This window comes from Reyranella sp. (genome assembly GCF_004296935.1).
GTDB lineage: Bacteria > Pseudomonadota > Alphaproteobacteria > Reyranellales > Reyranellaceae > Reyranella.
On record NZ_SCVH01000073.1, the window covers coordinates 1 to 17765 of the forward strand.

At 65.5% G+C, this 17765-nt stretch carries 15 protein-coding genes; 5 read left to right on the top strand and 10 right to left on the bottom strand.

Annotation, left to right across the window (positions count from 1 at the left end; all coding sequences use genetic code 11):
• Positions 1 to 42 precede the first annotated feature (42 nt).
• The 3 genes from EPO55_RS09495 to EPO55_RS09505 all read right to left on the bottom strand — a co-directional run bounded on the left by EPO55_RS09495 (position 43) and on the right by EPO55_RS09505 (position 2404).
• Positions 43 to 1242 carry a DUF6884 domain-containing protein gene (locus EPO55_RS09495; protein ID WP_296336435.1) on the bottom strand — a complete coding sequence of 400 codons (1200 nt, stop codon included), beginning with the start codon at positions 1240 to 1242 and terminating at the stop codon, positions 43 to 45.
• Between the two features lie 2 nt (positions 1243 to 1244).
• Complete coding sequence (gene queC / locus EPO55_RS09500; protein WP_296336437.1) at positions 1245 to 1874, bottom strand: 7-cyano-7-deazaguanine synthase QueC; 630 nt, start codon at positions 1872 to 1874, stop codon at positions 1245 to 1247.
• Positions 1875 to 2119: 245 nt separating this feature from the next.
• Positions 2120 to 2404, bottom strand: coding sequence for an acyl carrier protein (locus EPO55_RS09505; protein ID WP_296336438.1), 285 nt, complete (start codon positions 2402 to 2404; stop codon positions 2120 to 2122).
• A gap of 166 nt (positions 2405 to 2570) precedes the next feature.
• Here EPO55_RS09505 and EPO55_RS09510 point away from each other — a divergent pair, with 166 nt between their 5' ends.
• Genes EPO55_RS09510 through EPO55_RS09525 form a run of 4 tightly spaced genes read left to right on the top strand, consistent with a single transcriptional unit; the run spans position 2571 to position 7070 of the window.
• The gene (locus tag EPO55_RS09510; protein ID WP_296336439.1) at positions 2571 to 3566 is read left to right on the top strand and encodes a helix-turn-helix domain-containing protein; all 996 of its coding nucleotides are present in this window, start codon (positions 2571 to 2573) and stop codon (positions 3564 to 3566) included.
• A gap of 25 nt (positions 3567 to 3591) precedes the next feature.
• Positions 3592 to 5088, top strand: coding sequence for a CoA-acylating methylmalonate-semialdehyde dehydrogenase (locus EPO55_RS09515; protein ID WP_296336440.1), 1497 nt, complete (start codon positions 3592 to 3594; stop codon positions 5086 to 5088).
• A 30-nt stretch (positions 5089 to 5118) separates the two neighbouring features.
• On the top strand, positions 5119 to 6417 hold the full coding sequence (locus tag EPO55_RS09520; RefSeq protein ID WP_296336441.1) for an FAD-binding oxidoreductase: 1299 nt from the start codon (positions 5119 to 5121) through the stop codon (positions 6415 to 6417).
• 50 nt (positions 6418 to 6467) lie between these two features.
• On the top strand, positions 6468 to 7070 hold the full coding sequence (locus tag EPO55_RS09525; protein ID WP_296336442.1) for a hypothetical protein: 603 nt from the start codon (positions 6468 to 6470) through the stop codon (positions 7068 to 7070).
• Here EPO55_RS09525 and EPO55_RS09530 read toward each other — a convergent pair.
• The 5 genes from EPO55_RS09530 to EPO55_RS09550 form a co-directional block, all read right to left on the bottom strand.
• The gene (locus EPO55_RS09530) at positions 7067 to 8071 is read right to left on the bottom strand and encodes a hypothetical protein (RefSeq protein WP_296336443.1); all 1005 of its coding nucleotides are present in this window, start codon (positions 8069 to 8071) and stop codon (positions 7067 to 7069) included. The genes EPO55_RS09525 and EPO55_RS09530 overlap by 4 nt on opposite strands.
• 5 nt (positions 8072 to 8076) lie before the next feature.
• On the bottom strand, positions 8077 to 9861 hold the full coding sequence (locus EPO55_RS09535) for a phage tail tip lysozyme (protein ID WP_296336444.1): 1785 nt from the start codon (positions 9859 to 9861) through the stop codon (positions 8077 to 8079).
• Between the two features lie 44 nt (positions 9862 to 9905).
• Positions 9906 to 11234, bottom strand: coding sequence for a hypothetical protein (locus EPO55_RS09540; RefSeq protein ID WP_296336445.1), 1329 nt, complete (start codon positions 11232 to 11234; stop codon positions 9906 to 9908).
• A 479-nt stretch (positions 11235 to 11713) separates the two neighbouring features.
• Positions 11714 to 13282, bottom strand: a complete 1569-nt coding sequence (locus EPO55_RS09545) for an ABC transporter substrate-binding protein (protein WP_296336447.1) — start codon at positions 13280 to 13282, stop codon at positions 11714 to 11716.
• The gene (locus EPO55_RS09550; protein WP_296336448.1) at positions 13275 to 14897 is read right to left on the bottom strand and encodes a GMC family oxidoreductase N-terminal domain-containing protein; all 1623 of its coding nucleotides are present in this window, start codon (positions 14895 to 14897) and stop codon (positions 13275 to 13277) included. Before EPO55_RS09550 ends, EPO55_RS09545 begins: the two co-directional genes overlap by 8 nt.
• Before the next feature lie 67 nt (positions 14898 to 14964).
• Between EPO55_RS09550 and EPO55_RS09555 the strand changes: the two genes are divergently transcribed.
• Complete coding sequence (locus tag EPO55_RS09555) at positions 14965 to 16107, top strand: amidohydrolase family protein (RefSeq protein ID WP_296336450.1); 1143 nt, start codon at positions 14965 to 14967, stop codon at positions 16105 to 16107.
• Here the strand turns inward: EPO55_RS09555 and EPO55_RS09560 are convergent, their stop codons facing one another.
• Together EPO55_RS09560 and EPO55_RS09565 are read right to left on the bottom strand one after the other, a co-directional pair.
• Positions 16108 to 16719: a hypothetical protein gene (locus tag EPO55_RS09560; protein ID WP_296336452.1), complete on the bottom strand. Its 612-nt coding sequence runs from the start codon at positions 16717 to 16719 to the stop codon at positions 16108 to 16110.
• Positions 16716 to 17738, bottom strand: a complete 1023-nt coding sequence (locus EPO55_RS09565) for a serine hydrolase (RefSeq protein WP_296336455.1) — start codon at positions 17736 to 17738, stop codon at positions 16716 to 16718. The genes EPO55_RS09560 and EPO55_RS09565 overlap by 4 nt, the downstream gene beginning before the upstream one ends.
• Between the last annotated feature and the right edge of the window lie 27 nt (positions 17739 to 17765).

Below are 17765 nucleotides of genomic sequence, written 5' to 3' on the forward strand. Positions count from 1 at the left end.
CTCATCAGCCGAGCAAACCAATCCACCATAGGTCCACCTAATTTAGAAGAGACTTAACTGTGGAGACTTACGGAGCAGCACGGCTCCCTTGCGCCAATCTTTTGGTGAGATCGACTTCTCTGGCATTGATCGGAGGCCAATTGTGGCTTCGACATAGGTTTCTAAAACTTCGAACAAGCGCGTATCCGGGGGATTAAACAGACAGTTCAGATTCCAAAGCCCGCTCACCGCGATTCTCCAGTCCTCACTCGAATTTCCGAGCCAGTGTGCGCCCTTTTGACCTGCGGAGAGATACCACCTTGATAAAAGGCCGATGCAATTTTGCTCCAAATATGCGCGATCACTTAGTGGCCCGGCGTCATCGGGAACATCTAGCCACAACACTCGCATGGCACCAATAACGGCAGATACTCGACGTTCGAGCTGTTCTTCACCTTTTCGAATTTCGCCTGAGGCAGTCTGCCCCTCAGCCCATGACCGTGGCCGGGCAGCATTACTGAGTCCAGTTGTCAGGGCTCTCCCAACATGCAAACGGAAAATTGATGACCGATGACTTCCAATACCTTGGTTCGTACCACGATGAGTGCTGAGGCGATCCCAGAGTGTTGTACGCGATCCTTTGCTAACAGCATGTGTGCCGACCCGAGTTACGCGCGGAACGCGCGACAATGTTGGTTCAGTATCCTCGATGAAGAAGTAGATACCGCGCGTTGGCCAGCTAAGGCGGCCACTTGCTTCGGCGAGGAGGCGCCCTCCGCCTTGCGCCACGTAGAGCTTCCTCATGAGCTTATAGAATGCAGATCCGCTTTTATTTAGGAGATCGTCATCATTGAATCTACGCAACGCCTGCAACCGCGAGCCAAGCGAGAGCCGCCCCAACGGCAACTCGACCTTGCATCCAAGCTGGGCGAACACTCCTTGAAGAGGCTTGTAGTAGTCGCTGCCGCAATATAGCGCGACGATGTCGCCGCTACTGATGACGTCTTTGAGCTGGTGCGCCACCATCGCCGACCACTCAGCCCGCTGGTGGCGATCGAAATCTTTTAGAGTCATATCGTAAGGAGTTACGCGTACTGACAAGGGAAGAACGCCATGTTTCGCTGACAGGATGGCTGTGGTCTTCGCTTTTCCTAAAGAGTGGAGGAGAGATTTCCTAAACAGCGGGGAAGTATACAACGCAGCGGCCGGTCGCTCTTCGGCTGCCTTCGTCTTTGAGCAAGCGACGAGAGCCAAAGATGCCATGGCTACTTTATTGTCTTCCAAGCATGGCTATGCAGCCGGCATGCATCGCAATTTCCGCATGGAACGACGCCTCCATTGGCAACTTGGGGACGGTAGCAGCTCCACGTGTCATACTCACCAAGGCCATGCTGCTTGGCTAGTGTGGCAATTTCAGCTTTCGACATGGACATAAGTGGCGCAACTATCGTCGGGCCGCCGGGATGTGCCAATGACATCATTGACTGAAACGACTTAAGGAACTCAGGTGTACAATCAGGATAGCCGGAGTAGTCGATGGAATTTAATCCAATGTGCACTTCATCCGCACTCACTCCTGCCGCGTGAGCGCACGCAACTGATAAAAAGACGACATTGCGAGCTGGCAGGAAAGCCGGCGAAACACTCTTCGGCATTTCTTCGATTGCACGACCAATTGGCATAGGCCGGTTGGGTTTCTGCCAAGAGAGCGAAACTACGTCGCGCCTAATTCCGAGGCGTTCGCATTGGCGAGCAGCGAACAGCAATTCTACAGAAAGGCGTTGTCCGTATTCAAAGCCCAAGCTAGTCACCTCATGACCAGCAGCGTGCGCCTCGTAAAGACACGTCGTTGAGTCCATTCCACCGCTATGAAGCACCACGATGCGCTTTGCCATTCGTCCCGTTATTCTCCTGCAGGGCCTTTGCTATGGTAACGCAGATTGCAGTGAATAAGTGGAGCCTCAGCCATAGGCTTCCAGGAACGATGGCTCTGCTCGGCCGTGGCTTGGCGAAGATCAGGAACGGCGACATCTAGGGCGGCGAAAGCGACTAGGCCGCCGTGCGGACGCTCAAGCCCGGGAGCGCCAAGCAATTCGCCTTTTGTGGGCTGAACTAGGTCGATGATCGCGGCAGCGGCCGCTTAGGCGGCCTTGGCCGCCGGCGCCTGGCTGCGGATGAACGCCACGAGATCGCCCACCGTGAGGATCCGTTCGGCGGCGCTGTCGGAAATCTCGATGCCGAAGGCGTCCTCGATCGCCATGATGAGTTCCACGAGATCGAGGCTGCTGGCACCGAGGTCGGTGACGAAGTTTGCCTTCTCGGCAACCCTCTCCTGGGCGATGCCGAGGACCCGCGCGACGATCGTCTGTACCCGGTTCGCGATACCAGTCCGGGCGTCTGGCGTGGTCGACTGTGGTTGGGCCATGTCACGCTTCCTTTTCCGAGGCGACTGACGTTAGCCCTCCCCGCCGGGGGCGGCTACAGGCGGCTGGCGCGGCGCTGCCCCCTATTGACAGTATTCCTATCCTTCCCTATATATCCTCTCGGACAGGATTTCCGGCCCTAAATGGCTGCGGAACAGGAGGAAGGGGATGTCATTCTACGATCAGAACCGCCCGTTCGGGGCCCCCATCGGGATCCCGGTCGGCGTGCCCGAGGCGCCGCCGGTCGACGGCCTGAGCTGGGCCGACGCGGCCTATTTGATGCGGATCCATAAACAGGGCTTTCACCCGCCCGCCCATATGCGCGGCATGAGCCTGGCGCAGTTGGAGGCGAAAGCCCGCGAGGAAACCCGGGAGGCGCGCGAAGCCGAGGAGGCGCGGCAGAGCGCGGCGCGCATCGCCAACGCGCCCAAGGCGATCGAGCGGGCATTGCTCGATGGCCCCTCGTCGAAGCGGGCCCTGCCGGCCCAGCGCGGCTGGCGGCTGCGCGTGCGCTATCTCAACCAGGCGCGCCGCGGCAACACGCTGCGCGAGGCGGCGGCCCGCGTCGGCATCGACGAGAGCACGGCGCGGCGCTGGCGGATCAAGTACCCGAAGTTCGCCGCGCACCTCGCCACGATCGTCGAGGAGCGCCACCGGCAGAACGCCGACGACCTGAAACTGCGGGCCGGCGAGCCCCGGTCGCGGGCGGTGTTCTTTCGCGGCAAGCAGATCGGCGAGCAGGTGATGCACGACGACCGGGCGCTGATGTTCCTGCTCAAGCTGGAAGACGGCCAGCGCGCCCGCGCCGAGGCGCGCGAGGAACGGCGCGAGCAGCGCGCCCACGAGATCCGCCTGAAGGAGATGGAGATCGAGGCCAGGCGCGAGACGAAGGCGATTTCCAAAACGCCCGCTTCCGACGTGCATCCGGTGGCCCTCGCCGAACCCGAATCACCCGCGCCGATCAACGACTTGCCCGCCGTTCCGGCGGACATCGCACCTCCACAGGTCGTGGAGGTCGCGTCGCAAGCGATGACCCCCTCCGGCCCTACGGGCCACCTCCCCCGAGACGGGGGAGGAGAAGAATCAAACTCCTCCCCCGCGCATAGCGCGGGGGAGGTGCCCGCGAAGCGGGCGGAGGGGGTCATGGGCACGACGCTGTGCTAGAACGCAATAAATAGCGGAGGAATAGATGGCGGCCAGGATCGGACATTTCGTCGGCAACAAGCGGGTCGCGGGCACCAGCGGCCGGCAGGGCGACGTCACCAACCCGGCGACCGGCGAGGTGACGGCGATGGTGGCCTTCGCCTCCCAGGCCGAGATCGACGACGCCGTGGCGATCGCGAAGAAGGCGCAGACGGCCTGGGCCGCGACGCCGCCGCTCCGCCGCCAGCGCGTGATGTTCAACCTCAAGAGCCTGGTCGAGAAGCGCACCGACGATCTGGCGCGACTGATGTCGCTCGAGCACGGCAAGACCTTCGACGATGCCAAGGGCGAGGTCGGGCGCGGGCTCGAGGTGATCGAGTTCTCCTGCGGCATCGCCCATCACATGAAGGGCGACTTCACCGAGCAGGTCGCCTCCGACATGGACAGCTGGTCGATCCGCCAGCCGCTGGGCGTGGTGGCGGGCATCACGCCGTTCAACTTCCCGATCATGATCCCGTGCTGGATGGGCGCCATGGCGGTGGCCTGCGGCAACGCCTTCATTTTGAAGCCGTCGGAGAAGGACCCTTCGGCGCCGATGCTGCTGGCCGAGCTGTTCGCCGAGGCGGGCGCACCGGCCGGCATCTTCCAGGTGCTGAACGGCGACAAGGTGGCGGTCGATGCGCTGCTGCATCATCCCGACGTGCCGGCGATCTCCTTCGTCGGTTCGACCGCGATCGGCCAGTACGTCTATCACACCGGCACGCAACGGAATAAGCGCGTGCAGGCGCTGTGCGGCGCCAAGAACCACATGGTGATCATGCCCGACGCCGACCTCGACCAGGCGACCGACGCGCTGATCGGCGCGGGTTACGGCGCTGCCGGCGAGCGCTGCATGGCGATCTCGGTCGCCGTCGCGGTGGGCGACGTCGGCGACAGGCTGATGGAAAAGCTGGCGCCCAGGGTGGCGGCCTTGAAGGTCGGGCCCGGCCTCGATCCGCAGTCGGAGATGGGACCGCTGGTCACGCGCCAGCACAGGGACAAGGTGATGGGCTACGTCGATACGGGCGTGAAGGAAGGCGCCAGGCTGGTGGTCGACGGCCGCGGGCTCAAGCTGCAGGGCTACGAGAACGGCAACTTCATGGGCGGCTGCCTGTTCGACAACGTCACCACCGGCATGACGATCTACAAGGACGAGATTTTTGGGCCCGTCCTCTCGGTGGTGCGCGCCAAGGGCTTCGACGAGGCGATCAAGATGGTGAACGACCACGCCTACGGCAACGGCACCGCGATCTTCACCCGCGACGGCGATGCCGCCCGCGCCTTTGCCAGCAACGTCCAGATCGGCATGGTCGGCATCAACGTGCCGATCCCGGTGCCGGTGGCCTATCACAGCTTCGGCGGCTGGAAGGCTTCCATCTTCGGCGACCATGGCATCTACGGCATGGAGGGCGTGCGCTTCTACACCAAGCTCAAGACCATCACGGCGCGCTGGCCGACCGGCATCCGTTCCGGCGCGGAATTTGCCTTCAAGGCCCGCAACTAGGCAACGATTAGGAAGCGACCAGGAAACGATATGGCCGAACCCTTCCCTCTTGAACCCTCGTTATGGGCCGCGACGGCGCCCGCCGCCGCCGCAACACCCGCGCTCCGGGAGTCCGTCACCGCGGACGTCTGCATCGTGGGCGCTGGCTATGCCGGCCTGTCGACGGCGCTGCATCTCGCGCAGCGGGGTATCAAGTCGGTGGTGCTCGAAGCGAAGGAGCCGGGCTTCGGCGGCTCGGGCCGCAACGGCGGACAGGTGATCCCGGGGCTGAAGTTCGATCCCGACGAGCTCGAGACCATGTACGGATCCGAGCGGGGACCGCGCCTCGTCGACTTCGTCAGCCGGACCGCCGATATCGTCTGGGAGCTGATCGACAAGCACAAGATGGACGTTCCCAACACGCGCAATGGCTGGATCCAGAGCGCCATTTCAGCCAAGGCAGTCGGGCCGATCGAGGCTCGTGCCGCGCAATGGCAGAAGCGCGGCGCCCCAGTCGAGGTGCTCGACAGGCAGGAGACGGCACGGCACATCGGCCACGATCAATACCTCGGTTCCTGGATCGATCGCCGCGGCGGCGTGGTGCAGCCGCTCGCCTATGCGCGCGGGCTCGCCCGCGCGGCGCTGGCGGCGGGCGTTTCGATCCACGGCAACACGCCCGCCACCAGCCTGCTGCGCGAGAACGGCAAATGGATCGTCGGCACCGCCCAAGGTGCCGCCGTCACGGCGGATCGCGTGGTGTTGGCGACCAATGGCTATACCGGCGATCTCTGGCCGCATCTGCGCCAGACCATCATCGCCGCCAATTCCTTCCAGGTTGCAACCAAGCCGCTGTCGGACAATATCTTGAAGTCGATCCTGCCCGGCGGCCAGTCGACGTCCGATTCGCGCCGCATCGGGCTTTACTACCGCCTCGATCACACCGGCCGCTTCCTGATGGGCGGCCGCGGGCCGATGCGCGAACCCAAGGGCGTCGAGGACTGGGCCCATATCGAGACGATGATGGAGAAGATGTTCCCGCAGCTGAAAGGCGCCGGCATCGATTTCCGCTGGGGCGGCCGCGTGGCGGTGACGCGCGATCACCTGCCCCATCTGCACGAACCCGCCCCCGGCCTGCTGATCGACATCGGCTGCATGGGGCGCGGCGTGGCGCTGCAAACGGCGATGGGACGCGCGATGGCGACTTATATCGCTTCGGGCGACCCGATGGCGCTGCCGCTGCCGCCGGACAAAGTGAGGCCCCTGCCGTTCCACGGCCTGAACAAGCTCTACTTCCAAGCTTTCGTCACCTGGTATCGCTTCCTCGACCAACGGGACGCCAAAGCCGTCTGACCGGCGGCCGCGTCATTCTCGAAGGTGCGCAACTGAAGAACCCTGTTCCATTGCTCGGCCTTACACTCGCCGCGGCGCTGTGCGGCGGCTGTGCGGTGATCACTCCGCTCGGCATTGCCGCCTCGATGGCGACGTCGGCCAGCACTCACTACGCCATGAACACCTTCTTCAGCGAGGACAAGTTCAAACGCGATGCGCGCGCGGCCTATGAGCGCGCCCCGCCCTGCGCCAGCATGAGCCACGGCGTGCAGAACGGCCGCGCCGTCACCCTCGTGCGCGATGTCGCCTGGTTCAACTTCTATGAATCCGCCGACGGCCGCCGCCTCGCCCCCTCGGCCGGTCAGGGCCTGGTCATGGTCGACTACGAGATCATCAACCGCAGCAACACCGACATCATCGTGACGCCGCGGCGGCTCACGCTGACCAACGCCCAGGGCCAGTTGTTCAACGAGAAGATCGGCGTCGGCGGCATCCAGACCGACGAGCAGACGCCCGACGAGGGCGCGATCCTGCCCTCCGGGCAATCGTGGATCATGGTGTCGGTGTTCGACGTGCCGCCGGCCGATTATGCGCTGATGGTGCCGAACGGCCGCACCGAGGCCGATCCCGAGCCGACCTGGGTCGACGGCTGTCGTATCCCGTCGCCGGCCTAGAGCGTGATGTCGATGTCGACGAGCGCACCCTTGGCGAATTGCAAGGGACCGTAGGTGACGGGCGGCAGCGGCACGCCTTCCTTGTCCACGCCTCTCACCTCGACGACGACGCTCTTGTCGGTCGGCACGACGAGGCCGCCATAGATCGGCAGGCGGCCGCGGTCGCTCAGGAACCACGAGAGGATCGACCCCGCCTTGGACCGGCCCTTGATGATGCCGAGCAGCGACAGGCTGCCGGGCGGACCGACGAACACGAACAGGTCGCCCACGGCCCTGCCTTGCGGCGCGCGGATCGCCAGCCAGGCCTTCTCCGGCGGCGGCTTGGGAATGCTGTTCGCCGGCGTGTTGACGGCACGGAAGCCGAGCGCCACCAGCATGGTGTTCACGCCCGAACTGCCGCCCGCGATCACCATGGCGGTGAGGACCTGGCCCTCGGTGCTCACCGGCAGCTGCGAGCTGTTCAGGGCGTTGGTCAGGGTCGCGACGACGTCAAGGCCGAGCAGGTTGACGAGGAGCATGGCGACGATGAAGGCGATCAGCGGCCGCACGGCGCGGGGTGACAGGTTGTCGGTGAAAGGCTTCCAGTTGAACACCAGGGCCAGCCCCGACTCCAGAATGACCGCCAGCACGAACAGGAGGAAGACCGCGCGGAGCGACTGGTCGTAGACCGCGCCGCTGAAGCCGGGCGCGGAGGCCGTCGGATCGATCGTGACGGCCACGGTGTGCTCGGTGCCGTCGGCCAGCTTGTAGACGACCTTGTCGGTGAGCGCCGCGGTGGTGTTGTTCGCCGTGTACTGGAGCCTGAAGGGCTTGCCGGTGGCCTCCGGCGCCAGCTTCTCGGCGCGGCCGTTCAGGCCCTGGGTCGTGATGGTGAAGTCGGTCGCCGGGCTTTCGATGATTTTCACCTCGCCGCCCTTGAGGTTCACCGGTCCGGCGGCCCACGCGGTGCCGGCAAGACAGATCAGGAAAAACGCGACGGATGCCAGGAATCGATTCGTCATTGTCGTCATCCTCCAAAGGCGATCATTGCCAGCCGCGCGTAGCGGACGCGCTTGTCGAGCGCCTTCACGCCCGACCGTTCGAAGCGCTCATCGAAGCTCACCACGGCGGCTTCGAGCGAGGTCTGCCGCATGAGCGCCTTGAGCGCGGCGGCCTCCGTGGTCCTGAGCTCGTGCACCAGGTAAGAGTAGTTGGCCTCGGGCGAGCGCCACGGCTGCACATGGTCGTTGGCCCATTTCAGGAAGGCCACGCGGCGCGCGCCGTCCCACTGGCACCAGCCCATGCCGCCCGTGCCCTCGGCCATGCCGAGCTGGACGAGCTCGCGGAAGCCCGCGCACTCGTGGCCGATATTGCCCAGGATTCCGCCGGCCTGGTGAGCCGCAAGGCCGGGAAGATCGCGCATCAGGTCGCGCACGATGCCGGGCGCCCTGGCGACGAAGTCGGCGTCGGCCGGCGTCGCCGAGGCGCCGACGCGCTGGAGCGCCGCGACGTCGATGGTGAGTCCGGCGACGGCCGCGGGGACCGGCACGGACATGATGCGTGTCTTGCGGATCCTGGCCACCTGGTAGGGCACGATCGAGACCTTGCCCGGGCTGCCCTGGTTGCCGCCCAGCACCTGCAGCGTGGCGGCATCGCTGCCGACGACCAGGCCGACATGGGCCACGGCGCCGTTGGCGTCGTTCAGCACGACGACCGTGCCAACGGGATAGGAGGCCGCCGCCGGGACGTCGCTGCCCCAGGTCTCCCACCACGAGGCGTGCGCCGGGCCCGGCTTGCCACCCTCGGGCTTCCTGATGCTGTCCTCGACGTCCCTGATCCCGCAGGTCTTCATGCAGAAGGCGAGGAAGGCGCCGCACCACGGCGTATTGCCCCCCGGGTCGTCCAGCCCGGTCACCTTCAGGTAGGCCTGGATGTCGGCGGTGTTCTTGTTCTCCGGCGTCTCCGACACGCCGCGCGCCATCTCGGCACGGGCGACGGTAACCCATGGCGGGTCGCCTGCCTGCTCCGCCTCGCCGACGCGGAAGTAGCGGATCACCGGCGGCTGCTTGTCGATCTCGACGCGGGCGGCCAGGTAGGCGGTCATCAGGGGCAGCTCGAGCTTGGCGACCGCCTGGCCGATCGTGTCGCCGCCGGCTTTGAGCTCCGCGGCGAACGGGCTCGGCGCCGGGTCCTTGATGACGTCGCTGCACTTTGAGGCGCGGTCGCCCTTCAGCAGGTCGAGCGCGCCCTCGCCGTAGAGCTGGGCGAAGTAGAGTTCGGTGAACTTCGGCGCGGCGCCGACGGCCTCCTCGAAGCGCTTGGCCAGGTCGGCCGTCAGGCAGGTCGCCACCTCGGCCTGGCTGCTCCAGCGGTAGCGATCCTCGGGCGTGAAGCCGCGGCCGCGCGCCGGCCCACCGGTGGTCGCGGCGGCCCACTCCTCGGCCTTGTACTGAAACGGACCGATGGGCTTGGGGTCTTCGCCCAAGGCCTTCAGGTTGTTGGTGCCGGCATAGGCGACGGCCAGCAGATAGTCGCGGTCGGTCTTGAGGTCGCGCGCCATCCGCGTGACCAGGGCGATGAAGGCGCCGACCCGGTCGTCGGCAATCGGCTGCGGCAGCGTCGGCTTGTCCCGGAGTGCCTGGAAGGCGATGAAGCCGTCACCCACGGCCACCGAATCGATGCGGGTCTTGACGAAGCCTTGCGCCACCTCGCCCTGGATCTCGGTGCCTGCCTCGGCGACGCCGAGGGACTTCGAGGCGATATTGGCAGCTTCGAAGAGCGGCGTGTCCTGCGTGATCGTGAAGTCAGCCATGGTCTGATCCCTCGGCTTGTGCGGTCGCCGACCTCAGTCGGTCTTCAGTCGGTCTTATGGACATTCATCGGCGAGTCCCTCCACACCGCCTTGTAGAGCGCCGCATCGAGAATCGCGCCCTTGTCCATGGGCAGCTTGAAGTCCTCGCGCAGCTTGGTGATCCGGGCGCGCAACAGCGCTATCCTGGCGTCAAGCCCGCTGGCGGCCGTCACCTGGTCCGGCGTGGCGCCCAGGAAGCTGAGCGTGGAGTCGAGCACCCTCGGATCGATGTCCGACAGCGGATTGGCGCTCAGGAATCCACTGTCGTTGCCGAGGAAGGCACGCTCGAACGGTGACATGAAGACCTTCGGCATCGGCTTCAGCGCGGGCAAGGTCCGGCCTGCCCGGCTGGTCAGATTGCCGGTGATCTCGCTGGCCGGCCAAGTGGACGGATCGCGGCGGAACATGCCGGCCTGGAATTCTCGGATGGCGGCGCGCGTCACCGGGCCATATCTGCCGTCAACCGGAACACCGAGCGCCCTTTGCGCCTCCTGGAGTTCGGGAATGACGGGTGTCTCGCCTTTCACCGCACCGGCCGGCAGTGCCGAGTCCGGCAGTGGCGCGCCCGGCGCCACGGTGCCGCCAACGATGGCCGCGGCCTTTGTCATCGTCGAAAGCGACGGCGCAGACAGACCGGCGGCCTGCTGGGCGATCTTCGGATCGGCCGACGCCACCGAGGGCGCGCCGCTGGCGGCGTTGTTGATGTTGGCTTCGATCGCCGCCGGCGAGCACTGGACGAGATAGCCCTGCACGGCAATCATCATCCGCGGCCGGGTGTTGATCTCGACCTTGTCCTTCACGAGCTTGTCGAGATAGGCCTCGCGGCCCTTCTGCACGATATTGCGCAACGCCGAGGGCTCGATCGTGAACAACACTGAATTGACGCCGGCATCGAACAGGTTGGTTGCGAGCCCGAAGGCGACGGCGGTGATGGCAATGGCGGCGCTTGCGACGCCGGACAGACCCATGATCGCGGCGGCGCCGGCCCCGATCGCCGTAAGGCCCTGGCGGTTGGCGCGCTGCTCGCGGTTGAAGCGGAAGAGCGCGTCGAGATACTGGTCGCACTGGCGGCCGACCTCGTAGACGCCGGCCTCGAAGACCTGGCCCCATCGGGCGTCGACGGCCTGGAGGTCTTTCCAGTTGTATCCGGCCTCGTTGGCCAGGTGGTTAACGAGACCGATCTGGGCCTGCGAGTTCGAGGTGATGTTGAGCTGCTCGAGCGTCGGCTGAACGCCCTTCACGCTGACCGCCCCGGGATCGAGCTGGTCGCGCGCACCGCAGGCAGAAAGGGACAGAGCCGCACACGCCGCCAGGCAGCTTCTTGCCGAGATCATGCATCCCCCCGCAATCCCCTACCTCCCCGGGCCGTCGTCGGCGAAGCGCCCGAACAGGTGTCGCGCAAGTCAACTCATGCGAGCACTAAAGACTGCCGCAATCGCATGTGTTGAACAATCAGCCCAAGCTTGCCGAGACGCGATACAACCCGTTCGCAGAAGGTGAAAGGGGCCGAAACGCTCCTACGTCCGAAGCTCGCCTTTCAAGAAATTGCTACGCATCGCTGCGTTGGCCCAACATCTTGTATCTTGAGCGGCTCGTCCTGCGGGCATCTGTGCAAAACCGCATACCTGCGGGTTCCACCCGGAAATCAGCGCATCTGGCCGTCCTCGATCGTCGTCCGGCGGCCCCTTCGACGATCAGGATGGCGGGCATCACGGATGCGTCGACCACCCGCCATCGGCGCGACGGGCAGGCCCATCCCGGTCATGCCGATCGGATGGAAGATGGTGTCCGCCGGCGGGGGTTCCGGCAGGCGTCACTTCTTCTCGACGTTCCAGAACACCGGCACCGGCGAGACGACGTTGCCGCTCACTTCCTTGCGGATCGCCATGGCGTTGTTGTACTGGCCGAGGAAGGCATGCGTCGGCACGTCGGCGGCGCGGAGCTGGATCTTCTCGACGATCGCCTTGCGCCTGGGCTCGTCGGTCTCGTCGGCGAAGGCTGAGCGCAGCCGGGTCAGCTCGTCGTCGCACGGCCAGCCGAACCAGGCCTTGTCGCAGGTGGCGCCGATGAAGCTGTAGGTCAGCGGATCGAGCGAATCGGCGCCCGAGGTCGAGGTGATGAGCACGTTCCAGCCGCCCTTGTCCGGCGGATCCTTGCGGGCACGGCGGCTGACCAGCGTCTGCCAGTCCATCGACTGCATGTCGACTTTCAGGCCGGACTTCTCCATCAGCGACTTGGCGATCGGCGCCATGTTGGTGAGCACGTAGAGGTCGGTCGAGTGCAACAGCACGACCGGCGTGCCGTCGTAGCCGCCCTCGGCGAGGAGCTGCTTGGCCTTGGCGAAGTCGCTCTCGTACTTGTCGGCGAAGCCCGCGGTGGTCTCGTAGGGGCCGCCGCACATGAACATGGCCTTGCACACCGTGTAGTACTCGGGATCGCCGATCACGCCGTTGAGGAAGTCCTTCTGGTTGAGGCCATAGAGCATGGCCTGGCGGGTCTTGGGGTTGTCGAACGGCTTATGCAGCTGATTGAAGCGGAAGATGTACTGGTTGCCCCACTTGTTGGTGGTGACCAGCCCGACGTTCTTTTCCTTCTTCAGGATCGGATAAAGATCGTGCTGCGGCGTCTCGATGATGTCGATCTCGCCCGCCGCCAGCGCGTTGACCGCGGTCTGCTGGTCTGGCATCGCCAGCCATTCGACGCGGTCGACCTTGGCGATCTTGCCGCCGGCCAGGCCCGAGGCCGGCTCGGCGCGCGGCTTGTACTTGGGATTCCTGACGTAGACGGTCTTGTCGCCGGGCTTCCACTCGTCGCGCTTGAAGATGAAGGGGCCGGAACCCACGAACTCCTTGATCTGATCGCCCGGCGGCGTCTCGGCGATCCGCTTGGGCATGATGAAGGGATTGCCCGAGGGCTTGGCCAGCGCCTGCAGCACGACGCCGGTCGGCTGCTTGAGCACGATCTGGAAGGTCCTGGCGTCGACCGGCCTGGCTTCGGCCACCTTGGCCCACAGGATCTGGCCCAGGCCATCGCGCACGGCCCAGCGCTTCAGCGAGGCCAGCACGTCTTCGGTCGTGACGGGCTGACCGTCGTGGAACTCGAGGCCGTCGCGCAGGGTGAAGGTCCAGGTGAGCTTGTCGGGCGAGACGTCGTACTTCTCGACCATCTGCGGCTTGATCTTGAGATCGCCGTCCAGCGCAAACAGCGTGTCGTAGATCATGTAGCCGTGGTTGCGCACGATGAAGGCGGTAGTCCACACCGGATCGAGGATCTTCAGATCCGAATGCATGACCACGCGCAACGTCTTGGGCTGCTGCGCCTCCGCCATGGCGGGCACCGAAAGCGCCAGCGTCGCGAGCAGCCCGAGAAGTCGATTACGCATGTCTGTCTCCTTGACGCGCATCCTCGATCATCATCGCGGCCGCCTTGTCGGCGATCATGATCGTGGGGGTGTTGGTATTGCCCGAGGTGATGGTCGGCATCACCGAAGCGTCGACCACGCGCAGGCCATTTAGGCCAAAGACACGCAGCCGTTCGTCGACCACCGCCATCGGGTCGGAAGGCAGGCCCATCTTGGCCGTGCCGATCGGGTGGAAGATCGTGGTGCCGATGTCGCCCGCAGCCTTGGCGAGCGAGGCCTCGTCGTCGCCGACACCGGGCCCCGGCAGGTACTCCTCGGGTCGGAAGCGACCTAACGCGGGCTGCTTCATGAGGCGGCGGGTGACGCGGATCGCATCGGCGGCCACGCGCCGGTCCTCCGGGGTCGAGAGATAGTTGGGGGCGATCATGGGCTTGGCCGCGGGATCGGCCGAGCGCAGCCGGATGGTGCCGCGTGAGGTCGGGCGCAGGTTGCAGGCGCTCACCGTGATGGCCGGAAAGCGATGCAGGGGCTCGCCGAACTTGTCGAGGGAAAGCGGCTGGACGTGGAACTCGATGTTGGCGCGTTCATGGTCCGGTGACGACATGGTGAAGATGCCCAGTTGCGAGGGCGCCATGGTCAGCGGCCCTGTCTGGAACAAAGCATATTCCATGCCCATCAGGGCGCGGCGGACCAGCGAATGGTAGGTCGTGTTGAGCGTCTTGGCGCCCGACACCTTGAAGATGGAACGCTGCTGCAGATGGTCCTGCAGGTTGCGCCCGACGCCCTGGCGATCGAGCACTGGCGTGATGCCGTGCTCGCTGAGCCACTCGGCCGGGCCGACGCCGGAGAGCTGCAGGATCTGCGGCGAGCCCACGGCGCCCGCCGAGAGGATGATCTCGCCCCTGGCCCGCGCCTCGACGGTCTGACCGTTCTGGCGGAAGCGCACGCCCACGGCGCGCTTGCCTTCGAACAGCACCTTCTCGACCAGCACGCCGGTCTCGAGGCGCAGGTTTGGCCGGGCGAGCACCGGCTTCAGGAATGCCTTCGCCGCCGACACGCGGAGCCCGCGCTTCTGGTTGACGTGGAAGTAACCCGCGCCGTTGTTGTCGCCGGTGTTGAAGTCGGAAGTCCGGGGAATGCCCATCTCGACCGCCGCCGCGATCACGGAATCAAGCACGTCCCACTTCAGCCGCATCTCCTCGACGCGCAACTCGCCGCTGCCGCCATGATGCTCGGTGTCGCCCAGGAAGTGCCCGTCGAGCTTCTTGAACACCGGCAGCACGTCGTCCCAGCCCCAGCCGGTGAGGCCGAGCTGGCGCCAATGGTCGTAGTCGCCGGCCTGGCCGCGCATCGAGATCATGCCGTTGATGGCCGAGCAGCCGCCGATCACCTTGCCGCGCGGATAGTTCAGCGCACGGCCGTTCAGGCCCGGCTCCTTCTCGGTCTGGAACATCCAGTCGGCGCGCGGATTGCCCATGGCGAAGAGATAGCCGACCGGGATGTGGAACCAGATCCAGTTGTCCTTGCCGCCGGCCTCCAGCACCAGCACCCGGTTGGCGGGATCGGCCGACAGGCGATTGGCGAGCACGCACCCTGCGGAACCCGCCCCGACGACGATGTAGTCGAACTCTTCCATCCTGCCCTTGCCCACCCTGCGACGCGACGCGCATACTTTAACGAAGGAAGCCACCGGGAGCGATGCCATGCAATACAAGCGCATTTCGGCCGACAGCCACCTCGACCTGCCCTGGATGCCGCCCGATCTGTTCACGTCGATGGCCCCGCGCGAGCTCAAGGATCGCATGCCCTACGTCGCCGACACCGACGACGGTCCGAAGTGGATGGCCAAGAACGGCGCCACCTTCGGCTACAAGAACGGCGTCGGCCCGGCCGGCTCGAAGTTCGTGCCCGGCAAGCACCACCGCGTCGACATCATGGCCGAGACCGGCCTCTATGCCGACGGCGCCAAGGACATCCGCCGCATCTCCGATCCGCACCTGCGCATCAAGGATCTGGATCGCGACGGCGTCGATGCCGAGGTGATCTACGGCATCCTGGGCGCCGCCAGCCGCCTCAACGACCGCGAGGCCGGCAACCAGATGCTGATGATCTACAACGACTGGCTAAAGGATTTCTGCAGCCACTATCCCGAGCGGCACATCGGCCTCGCCTGCCTGCCCTACGGCGACATCGATGCCGCGGTGAAGGAGATCCATCGCGTCGCCAAGATGGGTATCAAGGGGCTGGAGCTTTCCTGCTCGTGGGACATGGAGCCGATGTGGCACCCGATGTGGGAGCCGCTGTGGAAGGCGGTGAACGACGTCCAGCTGCCGCTGCACTTCCATACCTTCCCGGCGGTGCCGCCCAACACGATCGACAAGTACCCCGGCCGCGTCGGCCGGTCGGTGTTCTTCACCATCGTCTCGGGCTTCCAGATGAACCTGGTGAACATCCTGGCCGCCATCATCGGCGCCAACGTGCTGGAGCGTTATCCCAACGTCCGCATCGCCTTCGGCGAGTCGGGCTCCGGCTGGATCCCCTATGCGCTCGACCGCATGGACTTCGAGTGGGAGGATCGCTTCACCGACCTCGGCCTGAAAATGAAGCCCAGCGACTACTGGCGCCGCCAGTGCAAGGCCACGTTCCAGTTCGATCGCATCGGCGCCAAGCTGATCGACGAGATGGGCGCGGAGAGCCTGATGTGGGGCTCCGACTACCCGCACGGCGACGGCGTGTGGCCGCACTCCGACAAGTACATCAAGGAACAGTTCGCCGACGTGCCGGCCGAGCAGGTCAAGATGATCACCTGCACCAACGCCGGGAAGTTTTACGGACTGATCAACTAGCTAGACGAGATCGCTCTTCGACACGGTGTGTCGGAGAGCGAAGACCTCGCCCTCGGGCGCGTGCCGGGCACGCGCCGCCTGGGCCGCCTCGACCGACCAGAAGAAGGCGACCAGCGCCCGTTCGATCTGACGATCGGGGGCGGCGCGGAGATCCTTTTCCGCCGTATGGGCCTGGCCGAGATTGGCCTGCCCCGCCAGCAGATCGACGCGCGCCGTCTGCAGCCCGGCCAGCGTGTCGAAGGGCGCGGTGTTGCCCACGCTCGTGCGCAGCGTGAGGACGGCAGCGCCTATGCCGTCGCCCCAGCGCTGCTCGACCGTGCAGACGGTGCGCCAGGTGTCGTGGAACTTCGGAAAGATGGCGCGGCTCATCTCGGTCGGATTGCCGAGGCGCGCATAGTATTCGGCGCTCTCGAACGCCGCCGTCGTCTCGGCATCGTAGAACAGGAGATAGCGTCCCGGATTGTCGACGCCCTTGAACCTGGAGCCACGCAGCCAGCCGGGGCAGCCAACGCGTTCCTGGACATGCTCGTGGCTGTGCCAGTGCTCGAAGAGGATATCGTCGGCCGGATCGATATCGACCCAAATGGCGAGGACCGCCTGACCACCGCTCATGTCGCCCGCACCGCGTTCGTGAAGGCGACCACCTCGTTGCGGCGGTTGTGGTCGGTCGGCGGCGCGTAGAGCGCCTGCGGGAAGGCGCCGAGGGTCACCACCACAAGGCCTTCGTCGCGGAAGATGTCGATGCGCTGGCCGGCGTGGCCGAGGGCCGCCATCACGCCCCGGCCGAGCCACCAGCTGAAACCGTAGTGGGTGATGTCGACGACCGGCGGCGCGGCAAGCGTGAAGGCCGGTGTCGCCGCCTCTGCGACCCATCCCTCGGGCAGCACGCGTGCGCCGTCGATCACACCGTCGTCCAGGACGAACAGGCCGAAGCGGCCGAAATCGCGCAGGACCATGCCGGCGCGGCTGCCGCCGATCTCCTGGCCGCCCTCGCTTTCGAGCGTATAGAAGGCATCGCATTCCATGCCGGCGGGCTTCCAGACCTTTTCAGACATGTAGTCCGCCAGCGGCCTGCCGATCGCCTGGGCGAGCGCCGCACCCAGCAGATAGGTGTCGCCGGAATTGTAGAGGAAGGTGCTGCCGGGAACGGCGGCGCGCGGCAGGGAAGACATCAGCCGCAGCACGCCGCCCGGCACCTTGTCGGCCAGCGACTTCGAGTAGCGGTTCACGTCGGAATTGCGATCCGTATAGTCCTCGTTCCAGCGCACGCCGGACGACATGGTCATGACATGGCGCAACGTCACGCCCTCGTAGACCGAGTTGCGCAAGGCCGGCAGGTAGCGCGTCAGAGGATCGTCGATCGACGCGATGGCGCCGTCGTGGACCGCGGCACCGACCAACATCGCCGTCATCGACTTCACCGTCGACATGGTCGACCAGCGGTCTTGCTCGCCGAGACCGAGGCCATAGCGTTCGAGCACCACCTTGCCGTGGCGGATCACCAGAAGGCCCGAGATCACGTTGCGGTCCATGAACGAGCCGACATCGTACTCGCGGCCGTCGACCACATAGCGGGGCGCGATCTCCTCGCCGCGCGGCAGCTCGCGGGGCGCAGGACCGCAGCGGATCACGCGATGGGCGAACAGCTGGTCGACGAT